We start from the raw sequence: 18,954 nt of genomic DNA on the forward strand, positions 1-18,954 counted from the left end.
AGTCTACGCAGCGGGCCGATGCGCAAACACCCCGATTCCAGGAGGGCTGCGTTCCAGAAGCAACAACATTGGCGCTGTCGCCCGCCGCGACCGGACCCGTGAGCAAACACGGGCGCGGTGCACACGGGCGCCGTGCACACGGGCTCGGTACAGGCGGGCGACGTTGCGCGCTGCCGGTCAGAAGCGCGTGCGCATGCCGATCGTGCCGACGACCTGGTTCGCCGTGCTCGATGCGCCGCCCGACGTGTTGATGAACGCCTGGTAGCCGCGGCCGGACGCATGCTGGAACATCGCTTCCGCGTACAGGTCGGTGCGGCGCGACAGCTTGTACACGGCCTGCAGGTCGACCTGATGCCACTTCGGATCGGTGCCGTGCTTGCTGTCGGGATTCGACACGCTGGCGTCCGTGTACACATAGGCGGCGCCGAGGCTGACGGCCGGCGTGACCGCATAGCGCACGTTCACGTCGTAGTTGTTGAACGCGATCTGGCCGCTGGAGCCGAACGAGCCGGTGTTGTCGTACTGCGAGCGCGTGTAGACGAAGCCGACGGTCGCCGGCCCGAATACGTAGCTGACGCCGCCGCCGTAGGTGCGCATGCGGTCCGAGCCGATCGACCAGCCGCCCTGGTTCAGGCTCTTCGCCTCGGCCGAATCGGTCGCGCCGGGGCTCGCGCTCGTCGAGCCCTTCGTGCCTTTCATCTGCAGGTAGGCGCCGGCCAGCTTCAGCGGGCCGTTCGTGTAGCTCGCGGCCACGCTGTACGCGCGGTTGGCGCTGAAATTCGCCGAGTTGGAGAACGCGTACAGCGCGCCGACCTTGAAGCCCGCGATCGTGTCGCTCGTGTACTTGACCGCGTTGTTGATGCGCAGCGAGTGGTTCAGGTTGTCGTTGTCGAACGGATGCGCGAAGCCCGCATCGCCGAGATCGCCGGCCGTCGCGGACAGCGGCGCGACGAAGTCGACCATCGTGTCGTACTGGCGGCCGAGCGTCAGCGTGCCGTAGCCGGCGCGGCTCAGGCCGACATACGCGTGGCGGCCGAACAGCTTGCCGTCCTGGCCGAGCCCGCCGTTGTTCACGTTGAAGCCGTTCTCGAGCACGAACAGCGCCTTCAGGCCGCCGCCGAGATCCTCGGTGCCGCGCAGGCCGAAGCGGCTGCCGTTGATCGTGCCGGTCGCCATGCGCCACTGCGACACACCGTTCACGTTGTTGGTATAGGCGATGCCGGCGTCGATCAGGCCGTACAGCGTGACCGAGCTTTGCGCGTGGGCGAGCGGCGCGAACAGGGTGGCGGCGCACGCGCCGGCGATCAGGTTTTTTTTCATCGGGAAGCTCCTGCGTGTGGGACTGGAAACCAAAGTTCGGCGCAAGTATAGGAATGCGCCGCACGCGCAAGGGCCTTGGGGCCGCGAGCGCACTGTTCCTGATCCGGCAAGAGTCCTTCACAAAACTGACACGCGGCGTCGCGCGCGCGTCGGGCCGGCCGTTCCTGCGTGACGGCCGGCATGCGGCTGCCGTCCCGCGCAGCCCGGCTGTCGTGTCGATGCAACATGCGCGGCAGGTGCGCGCGTCGCCGCTTTTCCTCCATACTGATTGCCCGGACCGCACGGTCGTCGACGCAGATCGCGCGGCCGTGTTCACGCATGCACGACAAGAGGCCTCCCCATGAACCTGTTCAACGTACGCCTGCGCGGCCGCGACGGCCTGTTCACGATCGGCATCGATGCCGGCAAGATCGCGCGCATCGACGCGCAAACCGCGCCGATCGCGTCGACGAACCCCGACCATATCGACGGCGGCGGCCGTCTCGCGATTCCGCCGCTCGTCGAACCGCATATCCACCTTGATGCCGTGCTGACGGCCGGCGAGCCCGCGTGGAACATGAGCGGCACGCTGTTCGAGGGCATCGAGCGCTGGGCCGAGCGCAAGGCGACGATCACGCACGAGGACACCAAAACGCGCGCGCATGCGGCGATCGGCATGCTGCGCGACCACGGGATCCAGCACGTACGCACGCACGTCGACGTGACCGATCCGACGCTCGCCGCGCTGAAGGCGATGCTGGAAGTGAAGGACGAGGCGCGCGGGCTGATCGATCTGCAGATCGTCGCGTTCCCGCAGGAGGGCATCGAATCGTTCGACGGCGGCCGCGCGCTGATGGAGCGGGCGATCGAACTCGGCGCGGACGTCGTTGGCGGGATTCCGCATTTCGAGAACACGCGGGAGCAGGGCGTCAGCTCGATCCGCTTCCTGATGGACCTCGCGGAGCGCACGGGCTGCCTCGTCGACGTGCACTGCGACGAGACCGACGATCCGCATTCGCGCTTTCTCGAAGTGCTTGCGGAAGAGGCACGCGTGCGCGGCATGGGGGCACGCGTGACCGCGAGCCATACGACCGCGATGGGCTCGTACGACAACGCGTACTGCTCGAAGCTGTTCCGGCTGCTGAAACGGGCAGGGCTGAACTTCATCTCGTGCCCGACCGAGAGCATCCATCTGCAGGGGCGCTTCGACACGTTTCCGAAGCGGCGCGGCGTCACGCGCGTCGCGGAACTCGACCGTGCCGGCCTCAACGTGTGCTTCGGGCAGGATTCGATCAAGGACCCGTGGTATCCGCTCGGCAACGGCAACATCCTGCGTGTGCTCGACGCGGGCCTCCATATCTGCCACATGATGGGCTACCAGGACCTGCAGCGCTGCCTCGACTTCGTGACCGACCACAGCGCGACGGCGCTACACCTCGGCGACGGGTACGGCATCGCGGTCGGACGTCCGGCGAATCTCGTCGTGCTGGATGCGGACAGCGACTACGAAGCCGTGCGCCGGCAGGCGAAGGCCACGCTGTCGATGCGCCACGGGCAGGTCATCATGCGGCGCGAACCGGAGCGGATCACGTATCCGGATTGACGAGGAGGCGGGCCATTACGGCCCGCCGGACGCCGTGCATTCATGAAATGCATGAGTCGATTCGAAAAATACGTTTGCCTCATAAGGGGGGCAGGCCTACGATGCGGTGCTGACGACGGCGTGCGGGTTGCATGCCGTCTTTTCGATCTCCCGTTCGCCGACCTTATGCGCCTCGATCTTCCGTCCGCTCCCGCGGCATCTTCGCCGACCGCCAGCCCGTTCGCGCGCGTGGCCGTCGTCACGGTCCTGACCGGTATCGGCGCGGGGCTCGGCGGCATGCTGCTCGCGTTGCTGTTGCATGCGATCCAGCACGTCGCGTACGGCTACAGCGTCGCGCACGTGATCGGCGCCGAGAGCTTCCTCAATGGCGTGACCGGCGCCGAGCCGCTGCGCCGGTTGGCGGTCCTGGTCGTCTGCGGGATCGTCGCTGGCGGCGGCTGGTGGGCGCTTTACCGGTATGGCCGACCGCTCGTCAGCATCCGCCGCGCGGTGCGCGCGGCCGATCCGCGGATGCCGTTCGTCAGCACGACGGTTCACGCGCTGCTGCAGATCGTCACCGTCGCGCTCGGCTCGCCGCTCGGCCGCGAAGTCGCGCCGCGCGAGATCGGTTCGCTGCTCGCCGGGCGGCTTGCCCATGCGGCGGGACTCACGCCCGACGACTGCCGGCTGATGGTCGCATGCGGCGCCGGCGCGGGGCTCGCGGCCGTCTACAACGTGCCGCTCGGCGGCGCGATCTTCGTGCTCGAGGTGCTGCTCGGCACGTTCGAACTGCGTGCGCTGGTCGTGGCGGTCGTGACGTCCGCGATCGCGGCGATCGTCGCGTGGCTCGGTCTCGGCAACGAACACCAGTACACGGTGCCGGCGTTCGTGCTGAGCACGCCGCTCGTCGCATGGTCGGTCGTCTGCGGGCCGCTGTTCGGCTTCGCCGCGTACGGGTTCGTGCGACTTACCACCCGCGCGCGGGCGGACGCGCCGAAGGACTGGCGGCTGCCGGTGTTCGCGCTGCTCAACTTCGCGGTGATCGGCGTGCTGTCGATGCGGTTTCCGCAATTGCTCGGCAACGGCAAGGGCCCGGCGTCGCTGGGTTTCGACGGCACGCTGACGATCGGCCTCGCGGCGGCGCTGCTCGTGCTGAAGGTGCTGATCGAGGCCGGCAGCCTGCGGGCCGGCGCGGAAGGCGGGCTGCTGACGCCGGGTCTCGCGAACGGTGCGCTGCTCGGGATCGTGCTCGGCGGGCTGTGGAGCGCCGTGTGGCCCGGCGCATCGCTCGGCGGATGCGCGTTGATCGGCGCGACCGCGTTTCTCGCCGCATCGATGCAGATGCCGGTCACGGCCGTCGTGCTGCTGCTCGAATTCACGCGTGCGAATCACGACAGCCTCGTGCCGATGCTGCTGGCGGTAGCGGGATCGCTCGTCGCGTATCGGTTCGCGCAGCGGCTCGCCGAGCGGCGGGTGACGGACGTGGCGACGCTGAGCGAGCCAGTGAAGTGACGACGGTGCGTTGACGCGCGGCGGCCATTACCCTCGAAGGCGGCGCGGATCGTGCCGCCTTTCTCCGTTTTTCCCCGTTTCCCTGTCCTGACACGACGCGATCGTGATTTTGCGCGCCGAAGCGCGTCCGCCGGTTCTGTGCAAGAATCCGCGCGTTTCCGCGCCTCAACCAACAACGATACGCGCGGATGTCCCTATCAGGAAACGAGGAGCTCAAGTTGATCCAGCGCATTTCCCGCTTCTTCACGCAGGTGGTCCACCGCGTGTTGCCCGACCCGTTGATTTTCGCGATCCTGCTGACGATCGTCACGTTCGCGCTCGCGTTCGGCCTCACGCCGAACACACCCGTGCAACTCACGACGATGTGGGGTTCGGGCTTCTGGAACCTGCTCGCGTTCTCGATGCAGATGGTCATGATCCTCGTCACCGGCCACGCGCTGGCGAGTTCGCCGCCCGTGCGGCGCCTGCTCGTCGCGCTCGCGAGCACCGCGCGCACGCCCGGCCAGGGCGTGATGCTCGTCGCGTTCGTCGGCGCGCTGGCCTGTGCGATCAACTGGGGCTTCGGGCTCGTGCTCGGCGCGATGCTGGCGCGCGAAGTCGCGCGCCGCGTGGCCGGCAGCGACTACCGGCTGCTCGTCGCGTCCGCCTACATGGGCTTCCTGAGCTGGCACGGCGGGCTGTCGGGTTCGATCCCGCTCGTCGCGGCGACGAAAGGCAATCCGATGGAAAAGACCATCGGCCTGATTCCGGTGTCCGACACGATCTTCACCGGCTACAACGCGTTCGTCACGATCGGGCTGATCGTGATGCTGCCGTTTCTCGCGCGAATGATGATGCCGAAGCCGGGCGACGTCGTCAGCGTCGATCCGGCGCTGCTCGCCGAGCCGCCGAGCGTCGAGCGCAAGCTCGGGCCCGACGCGACGTTCGCGGAGCGGATGGAGGAGAGCCGCGTGCTGTCGATGCTCGTCGCGGCGCTGTGCGCGGCGTTCCTCGTGCTGCGTTTCGCGCAGAAGGGCTTCGCGCTCGACATCGACACGGTGAACCTCGCGTTCCTTGCGGCCGGCATCCTGCTGCACCGGACGCCGATGGCCTATGCACGCGCGGTGGCCGGCGCGGCGCGCGGCGCGTCCGGGATCATGATCCAGTTTCCGTTCTACGCCGGCATCCAGGCGTTGATGGATCACTCGGGGCTCGCGGGCGTGATCACGAAGTGGTTCGTCGATATCGCGAACGTGCACACGTTCCCGCTGCTCGCATTCCTGAGCTCGGCCGTGATCAATTTCGCGGTGCCGTCGGGCGGCGGCCACTGGGTCGTGCAGGGGCCGTTCGTGATGCCGGCCGCGCAGGCGCTCGGCGCCGATCTCGGCAAGGCGGCCATGGCGATCGCGTACGGCGAGGCGTGGACCAACATGGCGCAGCCGTTCTGGGCGCTGCCCGCACTGGCGATCGCGGGGCTCGGCGTACGCGACATCATGGGGTACTGCGTGACGACCCTGCTGTTCTCGGGCGTGGTGTTCGTCGCCGGGATGTATCTGTTCTGACGAAGTGAGGCGAGAGGCGGGCACGAGGCCCGCATCCTGTCCGCTGGATTTTTTCAGCCTGCCTTCAGCCGCGCGACCGCACGTCGGTGCGCTCGTGCCCGTGCCGCAATGCGAGGCTCGCGAACGCTGCGATCACGAGCGCGGCCGCCAGCAGCGTCAACCCGTTCTTTGCATTGCCGGTCGCCTGTTCGATCGCGCCGACGACGGTCGGCCCGACGAAGCCGCCGAGCAACCCGCACGTATTCACGAGCCCGAGCCCGCCGGCCAGCGCGCTGCCCGCCAGCCGCGACGCCGGAAACGTGAACACGATCGACTGGACGACGAAGAACATCGACGCCGCCACGCACACGCAGAGCAGCCCCGCCAACGGCGACGCATGCGCGGCGCCGACCATCCCGGCCGCCATGACCACCAGCCCCGCGCACAGCATGCGGCGCGAATGACGCGATTCACGGGCGAAGCGCGGCAGCGTGCCGGCCCCGAGCGCGGCGGCGAGCCACGGCAGCGAAGTCAGCAACCCGACCGCGAACGGCGAGAGGCGCCCCGACGCACCGATGATGCCCGGCAGGAAAAAGATCACCGTGTAGATGGTCAACTGGTGGCAGAAGTACACGAAGATCGCGAGCCAGATCTGCGGATCGCGCAGCGCGGCGCCGAACGCATGGCCGCCGTGCGCGGCGACGCCCGCGTCCTGTTCGGCGGCCAGCTTGCGCTCGAGCGCGCGGCCGGTTTCCGGAGCGAGCCACGGCGCGGCGCTCGGCCGGTCCGGCAATCGCATCCATACGACGAACGCGAGCAGGATCGCCGGAATGCCTTCGACGACGAACAGCCATTGCCAGCCGTGGAAGCCGAGCGTGCCGTCGAGCTCGATCAGCGCGCCGGCCAGCGGTCCGCCGACGATGTTGGCGATGCACACGCCGAGCAGGAAATAGCCGGTGGCGCGCGCACGTTCCTCGCGGCCGAACCAGTACGTCAAATACAGCATCACGCCGGGAAACAGGCCGGCTTCGGCCACGCCGAGCAGCAGGCGCATCACGTAGAACGACGTTTCGCCGCTGACGAACGCCATCGCGACCGACAGCGCGCCCCACGTGATCATGATCCGCGTGATCCAGAAGCGTGCACCGACGCGATGCATGATCAGGTTGCTCGGGATCTCGAAGAGCGCGTAGGTCAGGAAAAACAGCCCCGCGCCGAGTCCGTACGCGGCCGATGAGATGCCGAGATCGACGCCCATCGAGTGTTTGGCGAACGCGATGTTGGTGCGGTCGAGAAAGCTGATCACATACGCGGCGATCAGCAGCGGCATGAGTTTGCGGAACAGCAGCCGGTTCAGCGACGCGTTCGCGTCGCCGGCGGCGGACGACAGGGCCTGAGCGTGATGAGTGGACATGCGGACGACTCCGGTAAGGGCGAACCGGCGCGCACGGCAAGCACGGCGCGCCGCGTTCGGCAAATGCCGCTGCGGTGCGGGCAGCGGATGGGCAGACGACGGAGCCGCGCCGGCGGCGCTCGAACGGAGCGGGGCGATGAAGGGCGTCCTGGCGCCGGCCGGCTCGGGCCGGCGCCTTGTCACTGCGCTTGCGGATTCTGGTGTTGGGGTGGCGACCCGGCGATCAGAAATTCACCGCGTCGCCGCCCTTGAGCGCGAGCATCGCGCGCGCCTCGGCCGGCGTCGCGATCTCGAGCGACAGGCCTTCGAGCACCTGACGCATTTTCAGGACCTGCGCGGCACTCGATTCCGCGAGCTTGCCGGGCGCGATCCACAGCGAATCCTCGAGCCCGACGCGCACGTTCGCGCCTTGCGCGGCGCCGATCGTCGCGAGCGGAATCTGGTTGCGCCCGGCGCCGAGGATCGACCATACGTAATCGCTGCCGAACAGGCGGTCGGCCGTCCGGCGCATGTGCATCAGGTCCTCCGGATGCGCGCCGATCCCGCCGAGCAGGCCGAACACGCTCTGCACGAAGAACGGCGGTTTCGCGAGCCCGCGATCGACGAAGTGCGCGAGGTTGTACAGGTGCGAGATGTCGTAGCACTCGAATTCGAACCGCGTGCCGTTCGCGCCGCAGCGCGTGAGGATCGTCTCGATGTCGGCGAACGTGTTCTTGAAGACGAGATCGCGGCTTTTCTCGAGATGTTCGCGCTCCCACGGATGCTTCAGCTCGCGGAAGCGCTCGAGCATCGGGTACAGCCCGAAGTTCATCGAGCCCATGTTCAGCGACGCGACCTCGGGCTGGAAATGCAGCGCGGGCTGCAGCCGTTCGTCGACCGTCATGTGCGGGCTGCCGCCGGACGTGAGGTTGATCACGGCGTCGGTCTGTGCCTTGATGCGCGGCAGGAATTCGGCGAACACGGCCGGATCCTGCGTCGGTTTGCCGTCCGACGGGTTGCGTGCGTGCAGATGCAGGATCGCCGCGCCGGCCTGCGCGGCCGCGACCGCGGCCGTCTCGATTTCGTGCGGCGTGACGGGCAGGTACGGCGACATCGACGGCGTATGGATCGCGCCGGTCGGCGCACAGGTGATGATGACTTTGCGAGCGTTTGCCACGGATGGATTCCTTTCGATGAACGATGCAGGAGGCGTCAGAGCACTTCGACGTTGCCGCAGACGGAGATCGCCTGCCCGGTGATTCCGTGCCCGCCCGGCGAGCACAGGAACAGCGCGGTCGCGGCGATCTCGGCCGGATCGGTCATGCGCCGCAGCGAGATCTTCTCGAGATAGCGCTGCTCCATTTCGTCGTAGCCGATGCCGAGCTGCTGCGCGCGCGCCTCGATCACGCGGCGCATCCGCGGGCCGCGCACGATGCCGGGCTGGATCGCGTTCACGCGGATGCCGAGCGGCCCGAGTTCGATCGCGAGGCTTTTCACGAGACCGACCACCGCCCATTTGGTGGCCGCATACGGCGTGCGGAACGCGTAGCCGAGCCGGCCGGCGACCGACGACAGCGCGATGATCGCGCCGCCGTGTTTCGACTCGCGCAGCAGCGGCACCGCGCGGCGCGCGAACTGGAATTGCGCGTTCAGGTTGATCGCGACGGTCTGCTCCCATTGCACGGGGTCGATTTCGTCGATGCCGCCGGTCGGGCCGGCGATCCCCGCGTTGTTGACCAGCACGTCGAGGCCGCCGAGCGTGGTCGACACGTCGGCGAACACGCGCTCGACGGCGGCCGGGTCGGATACGTCGGCCAGCGTCGCGCTGATCGCGCCGGCCGCGGCACGCGGCGGCCGGTCGGCGAGCGCCGCGATCGCGGCTTGCGATGCGTCGCACACGTGCACGCGCGCGCCGCATTCGGCGAACGCGTCGGCGATTTCGAGACCGATGCCCGATGCGCCGCCGGTCACGAGGACGCGCAGGCCGTCATAGGGTTTCAGCAGGTCGGAAGCTGTCATGCCGGGTTGTCTCCATCGTTGATGTTGTGGGATGACGGCCGCTTGGGTATCGGGCGGCCGTGGCAGGCGGTCGCTACGGCTTCGCGTTCACGGTCCGCGGTATCTGTTCGGCCCGCAGCGTCTCGGCGAGGTCGTGCGCGGCGCCGCCGATGTCGAGCGCGATGCCGGCCCGCACGCCCGCGCCATCGCGCCGTTCGAGCGCATCGACGATCGCGCGGTGCGCATCCATCGAGCGCCGCATGTGCGGGATGTCGAGCGCGACCATGTTGAGGAACGGGCCGACGCGCATCCACAGGTTCTCGACGATCGCGAGCGTGCTTTCGCTGGCGCCGTGCGCATAGATCGCGCTGTGGAACGCAAAATTGCTTTGCAGGTAGGCGCGCGAGCGGCCGGCCTCGGCGTGTGCCTGCATCGTCTCGCAGGTCTTGCGTACGGCCGCGATCTGCGCGTCGGTCATCCGTGCGCACGCGCGCTCGGCGATGCAGCCTTCGAGGGCGATCCGCACGTCGCGCAGTTCGTCGAGCATGTCGAGCGTCATCGGCGGGACGACGAGCGCCCGATTCGGGCCGTCGACCAGTGCGCGTTCGGCGCGCAGCCGCGTGAGCGCGGCACGCACCGGCATCGTCGACGAGCCGACCGCCTCGGCCACGCTGCGCAGGCTCAGCGCCTGGCCAGGCGCGAAGCGGCCGCTCATCAGCGCTTCGCGCAGTTGCTGGTAGACCTTGTCGGCCATCGTTTCCTGTTCGATGACCTTCAATGCAGGCGGGGCGATACGAGGCGGCAAGGCGGCTCTCCTAGGTTTGATCTGCGATCTGTGATCACACTGACGATATGCGAAGTTTTGACGATCGGAGGAGCGGAGTCAAGGCGAACGGGATTGGGGAAAACGAGGAGGGCAATAGAAGAGGGGCGGCGTCCGGGAAGCTGGCGTCATTACAAAAAACTTTCAAATCACGCATCATGACGCCCTGATTCGATGGATTCGAAGGTTCCCGGAGCACATGAGCCGTCGCGAGTTTTCGATGCGTTTGCCCTCGAGTCGAATTCATCTCAACAACAAGGAGCCAAAGTGAAACGTCCATCATTTGCCGTTGCATGGGCGGCATCTCAGCGAATCTACGACCCGGCAAATTCCGGTGAGCGCGTTGCGAAAGTGATAGGTGGATACGTCGAGAAGAACGTCAACAATCCGAATCCGACAGAGCGATGGAGCAATACTTGCGCGGTGAGGATGAGTTATATCCTGGGTGAAGCCGGTATGGTGATACCGAGAATCCCCGAGCAAACGGTCTCGGGCAGAGACAATCGGCAATATTTTTTTCGTGTCCGGGACTTGATTCGTTTTCTCGAGCAACGCTGGGGGAAGGCTGAGGGCGTCAAATACCCGCCGTCGAACGGAGGGCTGCTTGCGGGTCGGCAGGGCGTCATCCTGTTCGAGGTGTCGGGGTGGAGCGATGCACAGGGCCACGCCACGCTGTTCAATGGGCGGACGTGTTACGACCATTGTTACTTCAACGAACCGGGCGCGCGGTATCGTACCGATCGCGCAAATTTTTGGAGCCTGTCATGAGGGGAGTCCGGATCGCTGCCGCGTTGGCGTGCATCGCGTTTCAACCGACGATGGCCGTGGCGAAGGACGTCGCACAAACTTCGCCCGAGGCCGGCTCACGAACTTACCTCCAGAACTTCAAGGACATGGTGCTCGCGGAGTGCCTGGCTACCGCATACAAGCAGGCGCCCGGCGCGAGCAAGGACATCGGCAGCAGCATCAGCGCTTTGCGCGACTGGACCTACTACGACATGGAACGTGCGCCGGACGTCATTCACGCGCTGGTCGCGAAGTATCTGGCTCGCGACTATCGGAGTCCGGTTGTCGAATCGGAAGTCGCGGATGTGAAGTTCGACTTCCTGAAGTGCGTCGATCTGTATCACGGCAAGGAACTGGACGCTGCAGCGAAGCAGCTCGTATCGCGTCCGAACCGTACCTATCGAACCGAGCATTCGCCGAAGCCGCGGTAGCGATCAAGCGCCGCTACGCAATGCAACGGTGCGCCGCATGCCATTTCGTCGACGCTATTCGAGCGTCCGAATCGAATTGCTGATCCCGCGCGCGCAGTCGATCACCGCCGGCGCGAGCTTGCGGCGCGCATCGTCGAACGTCCAGCGGCTCGTCGGCGCGACCACGTGCACGGCCGCGACCGGCTGCCCCTGGCTGCCGAGCACGGGCGCGGCGATCGACATGTCGCCGATGAACAGTTCTTCCTGGTTGGTCGCGTAGCCTTCGCGCCGCGCACTGTCGAGCAACGCGACGAGTTCGTCGAGCGCCGTGACCGTGCGCGGCGTATGCGGCGTGCGCACCATGTCGTCGAGCCGTGCACGCGCGTCGGCCGGCGGCAACGCGCTCAGGAACGCGCGCCCGCTGCCGGTGCAGTACATCGGGATACGGCTGCCGATCGGCATGTGGATCGGCACGAACTTGGTCGACACGAAACGCGCGACGTACACCATTTCGTCCTCGTCCGGCTCGGTGAGGTTGGTGGTTTCGCCGGTCAGGTTCGTGAGCTCGGACAGGAACGGATTCGCGACGTCGATCAGCGTATCGGCCGCGAGATAGTTGAAGCCGATCCGCATCACGTGCGGCGTCAACTGGTAGCGCCGCGTGACCGGATGCTTGCGGATGTAGCCGAGCTTCTCGAGCGTATAGACCATCCGCTGCGCCGAGCTTTTCGTCATCCCGGCCGCGTCGGCCACTTCCGCCAGCGTCATCGTGCGCCGCTTCGCGCTGAACGCGCGCAGCACGTTGAGCCCTTTTTCGAGCGACTGGTTGAACAGCAGGTCGTTTGACTGATCGGGCGACGTTTCCATGGCATGAGGCGGGATCGATTCGATATCGCATCATAGCGTATCGCATATCGATACTGAAAAATCTTTTTACGATATTTTTGATTCGTTTTAAGATCGAGCCATCGTCGCAGTGTCGATCAGTGACCGGCCGGCGCCCGGATTATTCGAGAAGGAGACACCATGGTTCCGTTCATCAAGCGGTTCGGCGCACTGGCCGCCGGTTTCGCCACCTGTATCGCACTCTCCACGGCCTCGGCGGGCGTCGTTGCGGCCGAGCCGACGCTGAAGGTCGGCGCGACCGCAACCGGCGTGCCGTTCACGTTTCTCGACGTCAAGAGCAATTCGATCCAGGGGATGATGGTCGATGCGATCACCGCGGCCGGGAAGTCGGCCGGGTTTCGCGTCGACGTGCAGCAGACCGTGTTCTCCGCGCTGATCCCGTCGCTCACCACGCAGAAGATCGACATCATCTCGGCCGCGATGCTGAAGACGCCGGCGCGCCAGCAGGTCGTCGATTTCTCCGACACCGTCTACACGTTCGGCGAAGGCCTGATCGTGAAGGCCGACGACCCCGGCCGCTATACGTCGATGGACGATTTCAAGGGGCAGGTGGTCGGCGCGCAGGTCGGCACGGCGTTCGTCGACGCGCTCAACAAGAAGGGCATCTTCAAGGAAGTGCGGACCTACGATTCGATCGCCGACATCATGCGCGACGTCGCGCTCGGGCGCATCAAGGCCGGCTTCGCCGACCAGCCGATCGTCGCGTACCAGATCGAGCACGGCGTCAATCGCCAGGTGCGGCTCGTGCCCGAATACCAGAGCGTGGTGAAGGGGCAGGTCTGCTTCATCGTGCGCAAGGGCGACACCGCGACGCTCGAACAGCTCAACGGCGCGATCCGCAAGATGAAGGGCGACGGCACGCTGCAGCAGATCCTGCAGAAGTGGCACATGAGCTGAGCGCCGGCGCGCGATTCCCGACCGGCATCGCCCGCGCGTCGCGGGCATCCACCGCGGCGCGCCGTCCCGACGTCGCATAGGAGACCTCATGTTTTTCCAGAATGCGATCGATTTTCTGCCGATCCTGCTGAAGGGCGCGGTGGTCACGATCGAGATCACCGCATGCGCGTTCGTGCTCAGCTCGGTGCTCGGGCTGATCCTCGCGCTGCTGAAGGTGTCGCGCAATCGGGCGGTATCGACCGCCGGCAGCACGATCGTCAACGTGATCCGCGGGCTGCCGATCATCGTGCAGCTGTTCTACATGTACTTCGTGCTGCCCGATCTCGGCGTCCAACTGTCGGCGTTCCAGGCCGGCGTGCTCGGGCTCGGCATCGCGTATTCGGCGTACCAGGCCGAGAACTTCCGCGCCGGCATCGAGGCGATCGACCGCGGCCAGATCGAAGCCGCGCACGCCATCGGCATGCGCGGCCCGATGATCATGCGGCGCGTGGTGCTGCCGCAGGCGTTTCGCATCGCGCTGCCGCCGTACGGCAACACGCTCGTGATGCTGCTGAAGGATTCGTCGGTCGCGTCGACGATCACGGTCGCGGAAATCACGCGCGCCGGCCAGCTGATCGCGTCGTCGACGTTCCAGAACATGAGCGTGTATACGCTCGTCGCGCTGCTGTATCTCGCGCTCGGCCTGCCGCTGATGTTCGGCGTGAACCGGCTCGGCAAGCGGCTCGCACTGAGGAGGGGCGCATGATCCGGATCGATTCCATCCATAAACGGTTTCAGCAGCACGCGGTGCTGAAGGGCGTGAGCCTCGACGTGCAGCCGGGTGAAGTCGTGTGCCTGATCGGGCCGTCCGGTTCCGGCAAGTCGACCGTGCTGCGCTGTATCAACGGCTTCGAGACCTACGACGAAGGGTCGATCACGATCGACGGCGTGAAGGTCGACGCGCATTCGAAGCGGATTCACGAGCTGCGGATGCGGGTCGGCATGGTGTTCCAGCGCTTCAACCTGTTTGCCCACCGCACGGCGCTCGAGAACGTGATGGAAGGGCCGGTGCACGTGCGGCGCGTGCCGGTCGCGCAGGCGCGCGAGCAGGCCCGCGCGCTGCTCGACAAGGTCGGCCTCGCGCACCGGATGAATGCGTATCCGTCCGAGCTGTCGGGCGGGCAGCAGCAGCGCGTCGCGATCGCCCGCGCGCTCGCGATGGAGCCGCAGGCGATCCTGTTCGACGAGCCGACGTCGGCGCTCGACCCCGAACTCGTCGGCGAAGTGCTCGGCGTGATGCGCGGGCTCGCCCGCGACGGGATGACCATGGTGGTCGTCACGCACGAAATGGCGTTCGCGCGCGAGGTGGCCGATCGCGTGTGCTTCCTGCACGACGGCACGATCTGCGAAAGCGGACCGGCGCGCGACGTGCTCACGCAGCCGACTCATCCCCGCACGCAGGAATTCCTGCGTCGCCTGCTGGCGTCGGACGGCGCCGACAACCCGGATCGAACATGAGCGCAACGAACGCGGCACCCGGATGGCCCGACTCGCCGTGGCCGGATTCGCTGTGGGCGGCGACCGCCGCGCCGGCACCCGATACGCCTGCGCTCGACGCGTCCGTATCGTGCGACGTGGCGATCGTCGGCGCCGGCTTCACGGGCCTGTCGACCGCACTTCACCTGGCCGAACGCGGCGTGAACGTCCGCGTGATCGACGGCGCGCAGCCGGGCTGGGGCGCGTCCGGCCGTAACGGCGGGCAGGTCATTCCCGGGCTGAAATACGACCCCGACGAACTCGTTCGCCGGTTCGGCGACGCGGCCGGCGAGCAGCTTGCCGGTATCGTCGGCGGCGCGGCCGATACCGTGTTCGACCTGATCGCGCGGCACGCGATCGACTGCGATGCGCGTCGCCAGGGCTGGATCCAGCCCGCGCCGACCGCCGCGATGCTCGACACGGTCGCCCGCCGCGCGCAGCAGTGGGCCGCGCGCGGCGCGCCGGTCGAGGTGCTCGGCCGCGACGACGTCGCGCGACGGCTCGGCACGCCCGCGTATGCGGGTGGCTGGATCGATCGCCGCGCGGGCAGCGTGCAGCCGCTCAGCTATACGCGCGGCCTCGTGCGCGCCGCACAGGCGAGCGGTGCGGTCGTGCACGGCTTGACCCGCGCCGTCGGACTGACGCGTGCCGACGGCCGCTGGCAGGTCGCGACGTCCGGCGGCGCGACGCTGTCGGCCGCGCGCGTCGTGATCGCGACCAACGGCTACACGGATGGGCTATGGCCCGGCTTGCGCCAGTCGGTGATCGCCGCGAACAGTTTCATCGTCGCGACGCAACCGCTCGCGCCGGAACTCGGTCGCGACATCCTCGCCGGCGGCGAGGTCGCATCCGATGCGCGGCGCCTGCTGCTGTACTTTCGCCGCGATGCGGCCGGGCGACTGCTGATGGGCGGCCGCGGCCCGTTCGCCGAACCGCGCGCGCCGGGCGACTGGCGCCATCTGGAACGCGCGACGACGCTGTTGTATCCGCAACTGAAGGGCGTCCGGTTCGAATACCGCTGGGCCGGGCGCGTCGCGATCACCGCGGATTTTCTGCCGCACGTGCACGAGCCCGCACCGGGCGTGACGATCGCGCTCGGCTACAACGGCCGCGGCATCGCGATGGCGACGACGCTCGGCAAGCATCTGGCCGCGCATCTGTCGGGCGATGCGCAATTGCCGCTGCCGTTCCGCGTGTCGCCGATCCGGCCGATTCCGTTGCACGGGCTGCAGCGCTTCTATATCGCGGCCGGGGTCGCCTGGTATCGGTTGCTCGACAGCCTGTCCTGACGCAGGTGGGCGGTTGAACCGCGCATCGCGTGCTCCGACGTTTGCGCGAGATGCCGGCGGATGGCTTCGCAATCGGCGACTGTCGCCCCTACCTGATTCCGGCAATAGGGAAAAATCGACCGCGCCCCGTCCTTGCTTGGCTATTGGAATACCCTATGTTATAAAAGGCCGCGCCCAAATCAGGTGCATAGTCCAACAATAGACAACATAATAGAAATCATGGCCGACGCGGGGTATACCGAAAGTGCGGACACGCGTGTTCGCGTGTTGTTTCACGTAACCGATTTCGGGAACGGCGGGATCGAATCGTCTCTGATCCAGTGGCTGCGCATCCTCGATCGCAAGCGTTTCAGGGCCACATTGTCGGTCACGTACGCGTCGCCGATGCTGACGCAGCGCTTTCGCGCCCTGATTCCGGATGACATTCCCATTGAAATCCTGGTGCGTCCGCAGTGGCTTCGCTATTTCCAGGACCGCCGCCACGCACGCAAGCTCGACAAAGTGGGCCGGATTGCTCGTGACCTTCACGGCGCGCTCGCGGTGCGTCCGTACATCGGGCGGCGTGTCGCCGAACTGGCGCGCGACGTAGACGTCATCGTCGACTACGACTTGTCGCTGCGGCGCCTTGCCGGCCGCTTCGGGGTGGCCTGGATCGGCGTCAACCACTTCAGCTTCGTCGCCCGGCTCGGCGGCCGCGGCCGGCGCATGCGCCGCCTGCTCGAGCAGTACAGCCGCTACGACAGTATTGCCGCATTGAACCCGCAGATGGGCGACGAAGCCGACCGGATGTTCGGCGACCGGCTGCAGCAAGTCACCGTCCTGCCCAACGCGATCGACATCGACGCCATTCGCGAGAACGCGACTGCCGCGCGTCCCCCGTTGCCAAGCGATGTGCCTTACATCGTCTCCGTCGCCCGGCTCGATGAACTCCAGAAAGATCACCGCACGTTGCTGCGCGCGTATGCGCAACTCGTCGCGCAGCGCGATTTGGCGGAGCATCTCGTGCTTGCCGGCGACGGCGCCCATCGCGACGAGCTCATGCGTCTCGCCCACGAGCTCGGCATCGGCGCGCGAGTGCATTTCATGGGGCAGATGGACAACCCGCATCCGCTGATGGCGGGCGCGTCGATCATGGTGCTGAGTTCGAAGAACGAAGGGATGCCGATGGTGCTGATCGAGGCACTCGCCCTCGGCAAGGCAATCGTATCGACGGATTGCCCGACCGGGCCGCGCGAGATTCTCGACCACGGCCGCGCGGGATTGCTGGTGGAAGTCGGGAATGTCGATGCGTTGGCCCGCGCGATGGCGCAATTGCTGACCGACGACCGACTGCGTGCCGACCTGGCCGCCCGGGCGTTCGAGCGGGCGGCACGCTTCGGCATTGCGGAAAGCAACCGGCGGCTCGATGCGTGCATCGAGGCGATTCGCGTGAAACGCGCAAGCCGGTGTCGGGCGCCATCGGGCGAGGGCATGCAGCGCGCCGGCTGACGGCCGATGTCCTGGCGGCGTGACGCGCCCCGCTTCGGCGGGGCGCGTGTCGTTTACCGCGCAGGCGGGTCGGTAAGCGTATTCAGGAACGCCTCGATGTCCTTGATGTCCTGCGCGGTCATCGCGGGCTTGTCGCCGGGCTTGCGATCGAACGGCGCGTCGGTCACGTCCACGTTCGCGCGATATTTCGGCGGAATGTCGTCGTATTCGTCGACCTTGCCGTCCGCGCCGCGCGAGTAGAACTTCTGCGGCGAGATGCTGCGTTCGTTGTAGAACGCCATCACCTGATCGAGCGTGTGGAACACGCCGTTGTGGAAGAACACGTGGCGCGTCGCCGCGTTGCGCAGCGTCGGCGTCAGAAACATTCCGCAATACTGCGTCTGGTCCTTCAGGTCGTCGCGGAACGGCCCGCACACGCCGAGATCGTAGAACGCCGGATTGCGGTTCTGCGCGAGCGCCCGATTGCGCGGCGCGCCCAGCGCCTCGTACTGGTAATCGGTAAACATCGGCGGCAGCCCGTCCTTGCCGGGTTTCGACAAATGGCAGCCCGCGCAATTCGCCTTGTCCGGATCGTTGAACAGGCGCAGCCCGCGCAGTTCGGCCTGCGTCAGGCGGGCGCGGCCCTCGAGCCAGCGATCGTACTTGCTGTCGTACGGATGGAACGACGGATCCTCGACCTGATAGCGCGCGATCGCGAACATCGCTTCCGATACCGCGAGCTGCGGGCGGTCGAACACGCGCGCGCCGAATAACTGCTCCAGTTGCGCACGATGCGACGATTGCGCGAGCTTGTGCGCGACGTCGTCGACGCTCGCGTTCGCCATTTCGACCGGATTCAGCAGCGGGCCGAACGCCTGTTGCTGCAGCGTATCGGCGCGGCCGTCCCAGAACATCCCGCCCTGCGGCACGAGCTGCGGCGCGGCCGACGTGCCGGCCACCTTCTGCGCCTTGACGACGCCGGCCGCCGCCGCGGCCTGCTGCGCGACGCTCGGCGCGGCGTCGTTTTCGCCGGCGTCGGGGCCGATGCTGAAATTCGGCTGGCGGTACAGGTACATCAGCGACGGCGGTGGACGATAGCCCTGCTGCGTCATCGCGAGGCCGCCCGGCTGCACGTCGAGCGCATTCGGCGGGCCGTACGCGTGATCGGGGCTGTGACACGACGCGCACGACTGCTTGCCCGACGCCGACAGCGACGGATCGTGGAACAGCGCGCGCCCGAGCTGCGCGACCGCCGACAGCGGCTGCGCGGCGGGCCGCTGCAGCACGACCGGATGCGGGTTCGCGCCGGTCCAGTCGGCGACCACGGTGCCGATCGCCGCCGGCACCTGCGCGGGAAACGCGATCGCGAACGCGCCATAGCCGATCACGGCCGCGCCGAGCACGAACGCCGCGCGGCGCAGCAGGCGGGAAGGGGGGCGCGGCGCGGGCGTGCCGGTGGCATCGGGAGACGGAAATGCGGGGCGAGCTGTCATGCTGTCGGTCGAAAATCGGGCGTCGCGCGAAGCGGCGCGTTGAAACGGAAACGGCCGGCGCGTG

At 67.2% G+C, this 18,954-nt stretch carries 18 protein-coding genes; 11 read left to right on the forward strand and 7 right to left on the reverse strand.

Features of this window, described 5'->3' with window-relative positions; genetic code table 11:
• Positions 1-177: 177 nt before the first annotated feature.
• Positions 178-1,320 (reverse strand): porin, encoded by a 1,143-nt coding sequence (locus KU887_RS18795; protein ID WP_060266012.1) that lies wholly within the window; start codon positions 1,318-1,320, stop codon positions 178-180.
• Positions 1,321-1,334: 14 nt separating this feature from the next.
• Between KU887_RS18795 and KU887_RS18800 the strand changes: the two genes are divergently transcribed.
• The 4 genes from KU887_RS18800 (at position 1,335) to KU887_RS18815 (ending at position 5,934) form a co-directional block, all read left to right on the forward strand.
• On the forward strand, positions 1,335-1,664 hold the full coding sequence (locus KU887_RS18800; RefSeq protein WP_226245063.1) for a hypothetical protein: 330 nt from the start codon (positions 1,335-1,337) through the stop codon (positions 1,662-1,664).
• Complete coding sequence (codA, locus tag KU887_RS18805) at positions 1,661-2,902, forward strand: cytosine deaminase (RefSeq protein WP_060212400.1); 1,242 nt, start codon at positions 1,661-1,663, stop codon at positions 2,900-2,902. The genes KU887_RS18800 and codA overlap by 4 nt, the downstream gene beginning before the upstream one ends.
• Before the next feature lie 165 nt (positions 2,903-3,067).
• Positions 3,068-4,393, forward strand: coding sequence for a chloride channel protein (locus KU887_RS18810; protein WP_258257143.1), 1,326 nt, complete (start codon positions 3,068-3,070; stop codon positions 4,391-4,393).
• Between the two features lie 218 nt (positions 4,394-4,611).
• The gene (locus KU887_RS18815; protein ID WP_012493319.1) at positions 4,612-5,934 is read left to right on the forward strand and encodes a TIGR00366 family protein; all 1,323 of its coding nucleotides are present in this window, start codon (positions 4,612-4,614) and stop codon (positions 5,932-5,934) included.
• Between the two features lie 64 nt (positions 5,935-5,998).
• Here the strand turns inward: KU887_RS18815 and KU887_RS18820 are convergent, their stop codons facing one another.
• The 4 genes from KU887_RS18820 to KU887_RS18835 form a co-directional block, all read right to left on the reverse strand.
• Positions 5,999-7,327 carry an MFS transporter gene (locus tag KU887_RS18820; RefSeq protein ID WP_048985506.1) on the reverse strand — a complete coding sequence of 443 codons (1,329 nt, stop codon included), beginning with the start codon at positions 7,325-7,327 and terminating at the stop codon, positions 5,999-6,001.
• A gap of 223 nt (positions 7,328-7,550) precedes the next feature.
• Positions 7,551-8,483: a 3-keto-5-aminohexanoate cleavage protein gene (locus KU887_RS18825; protein ID WP_006482842.1), complete on the reverse strand. Its 933-nt coding sequence runs from the start codon at positions 8,481-8,483 to the stop codon at positions 7,551-7,553.
• Positions 8,484-8,518: 35 nt separating this feature from the next.
• Positions 8,519-9,325 carry an SDR family oxidoreductase gene (locus KU887_RS18830; protein WP_006494903.1) on the reverse strand — a complete coding sequence of 269 codons (807 nt, stop codon included), beginning with the start codon at positions 9,323-9,325 and terminating at the stop codon, positions 8,519-8,521.
• Between the two features lie 73 nt (positions 9,326-9,398).
• Complete coding sequence (locus tag KU887_RS18835; protein WP_258257144.1) at positions 9,399-10,109, reverse strand: GntR family transcriptional regulator; 711 nt, start codon at positions 10,107-10,109, stop codon at positions 9,399-9,401.
• Positions 10,110-10,301: 192 nt separating this feature from the next.
• Here KU887_RS18835 and KU887_RS18840 point away from each other — a divergent pair, with 192 nt between their 5' ends.
• Together KU887_RS18840 and KU887_RS18845 are read left to right on the forward strand one after the other, a co-directional pair.
• Positions 10,302-10,895 carry a type VI secretion system amidase effector protein Tae4 gene (locus KU887_RS18840; RefSeq protein WP_226245064.1) on the forward strand — a complete coding sequence of 198 codons (594 nt, stop codon included), beginning with the start codon at positions 10,302-10,304 and terminating at the stop codon, positions 10,893-10,895.
• Positions 10,892-11,344, forward strand: a complete 453-nt coding sequence (locus tag KU887_RS18845) for a type VI secretion system amidase immunity protein Tai4 (RefSeq protein WP_112751147.1) — start codon at positions 10,892-10,894, stop codon at positions 11,342-11,344. The genes KU887_RS18840 and KU887_RS18845 overlap by 4 nt, the downstream gene beginning before the upstream one ends.
• Before the next feature lie 54 nt (positions 11,345-11,398).
• Here the strand turns inward: KU887_RS18845 and KU887_RS18850 are convergent, their stop codons facing one another.
• Entirely contained in the window at positions 11,399-12,190 is a 792-nt protein-coding gene (locus KU887_RS18850) for an IclR family transcriptional regulator (RefSeq protein WP_006482854.1), read from the reverse strand.
• 159 nt (positions 12,191-12,349) lie between these two features.
• On the opposite strand from KU887_RS18850, the gene KU887_RS18855 reads away from it, so the two are divergent.
• The 5 genes from KU887_RS18855 (at position 12,350) to KU887_RS18875 (ending at position 17,418) form a co-directional block, all read left to right on the forward strand.
• Complete coding sequence (locus KU887_RS18855) at positions 12,350-13,126, forward strand: ABC transporter substrate-binding protein (RefSeq protein ID WP_006482855.1); 777 nt, start codon at positions 12,350-12,352, stop codon at positions 13,124-13,126.
• Positions 13,127-13,214: 88 nt separating this feature from the next.
• On the forward strand, positions 13,215-13,871 hold the full coding sequence (locus tag KU887_RS18860; protein WP_006482843.1) for an amino acid ABC transporter permease: 657 nt from the start codon (positions 13,215-13,217) through the stop codon (positions 13,869-13,871).
• Positions 13,868-14,623 carry an amino acid ABC transporter ATP-binding protein gene (locus KU887_RS18865; protein WP_006482849.1) on the forward strand — a complete coding sequence of 252 codons (756 nt, stop codon included), beginning with the start codon at positions 13,868-13,870 and terminating at the stop codon, positions 14,621-14,623. The genes KU887_RS18860 and KU887_RS18865 overlap by 4 nt, the downstream gene beginning before the upstream one ends.
• The gene (locus KU887_RS18870; RefSeq protein WP_012493322.1) at positions 14,620-15,930 is read left to right on the forward strand and encodes an FAD-binding oxidoreductase; all 1,311 of its coding nucleotides are present in this window, start codon (positions 14,620-14,622) and stop codon (positions 15,928-15,930) included. Before KU887_RS18865 ends, KU887_RS18870 begins: the two co-directional genes overlap by 4 nt.
• Before the next feature lie 219 nt (positions 15,931-16,149).
• Positions 16,150-17,418 carry a glycosyltransferase gene (locus KU887_RS18875; RefSeq protein WP_077021075.1) on the forward strand — a complete coding sequence of 423 codons (1,269 nt, stop codon included), beginning with the start codon at positions 16,150-16,152 and terminating at the stop codon, positions 17,416-17,418.
• A 53-nt stretch (positions 17,419-17,471) separates the two neighbouring features.
• Here KU887_RS18875 and KU887_RS18880 read toward each other — a convergent pair whose 3' ends face one another.
• A complete protein-coding gene (locus tag KU887_RS18880) occupies positions 17,472-18,890 on the reverse strand; it encodes a cytochrome-c peroxidase (protein ID WP_258257149.1) in 1,419 nt (472 codons plus the stop codon).
• Between the last annotated feature and the right edge of the window lie 64 nt (positions 18,891-18,954).

It is taken from the genome of Burkholderia sp. EMB26 (genome assembly GCF_024730645.1).
Taxonomy (GTDB): domain Bacteria; phylum Pseudomonadota; class Gammaproteobacteria; order Burkholderiales; family Burkholderiaceae; genus Burkholderia; species Burkholderia cenocepacia.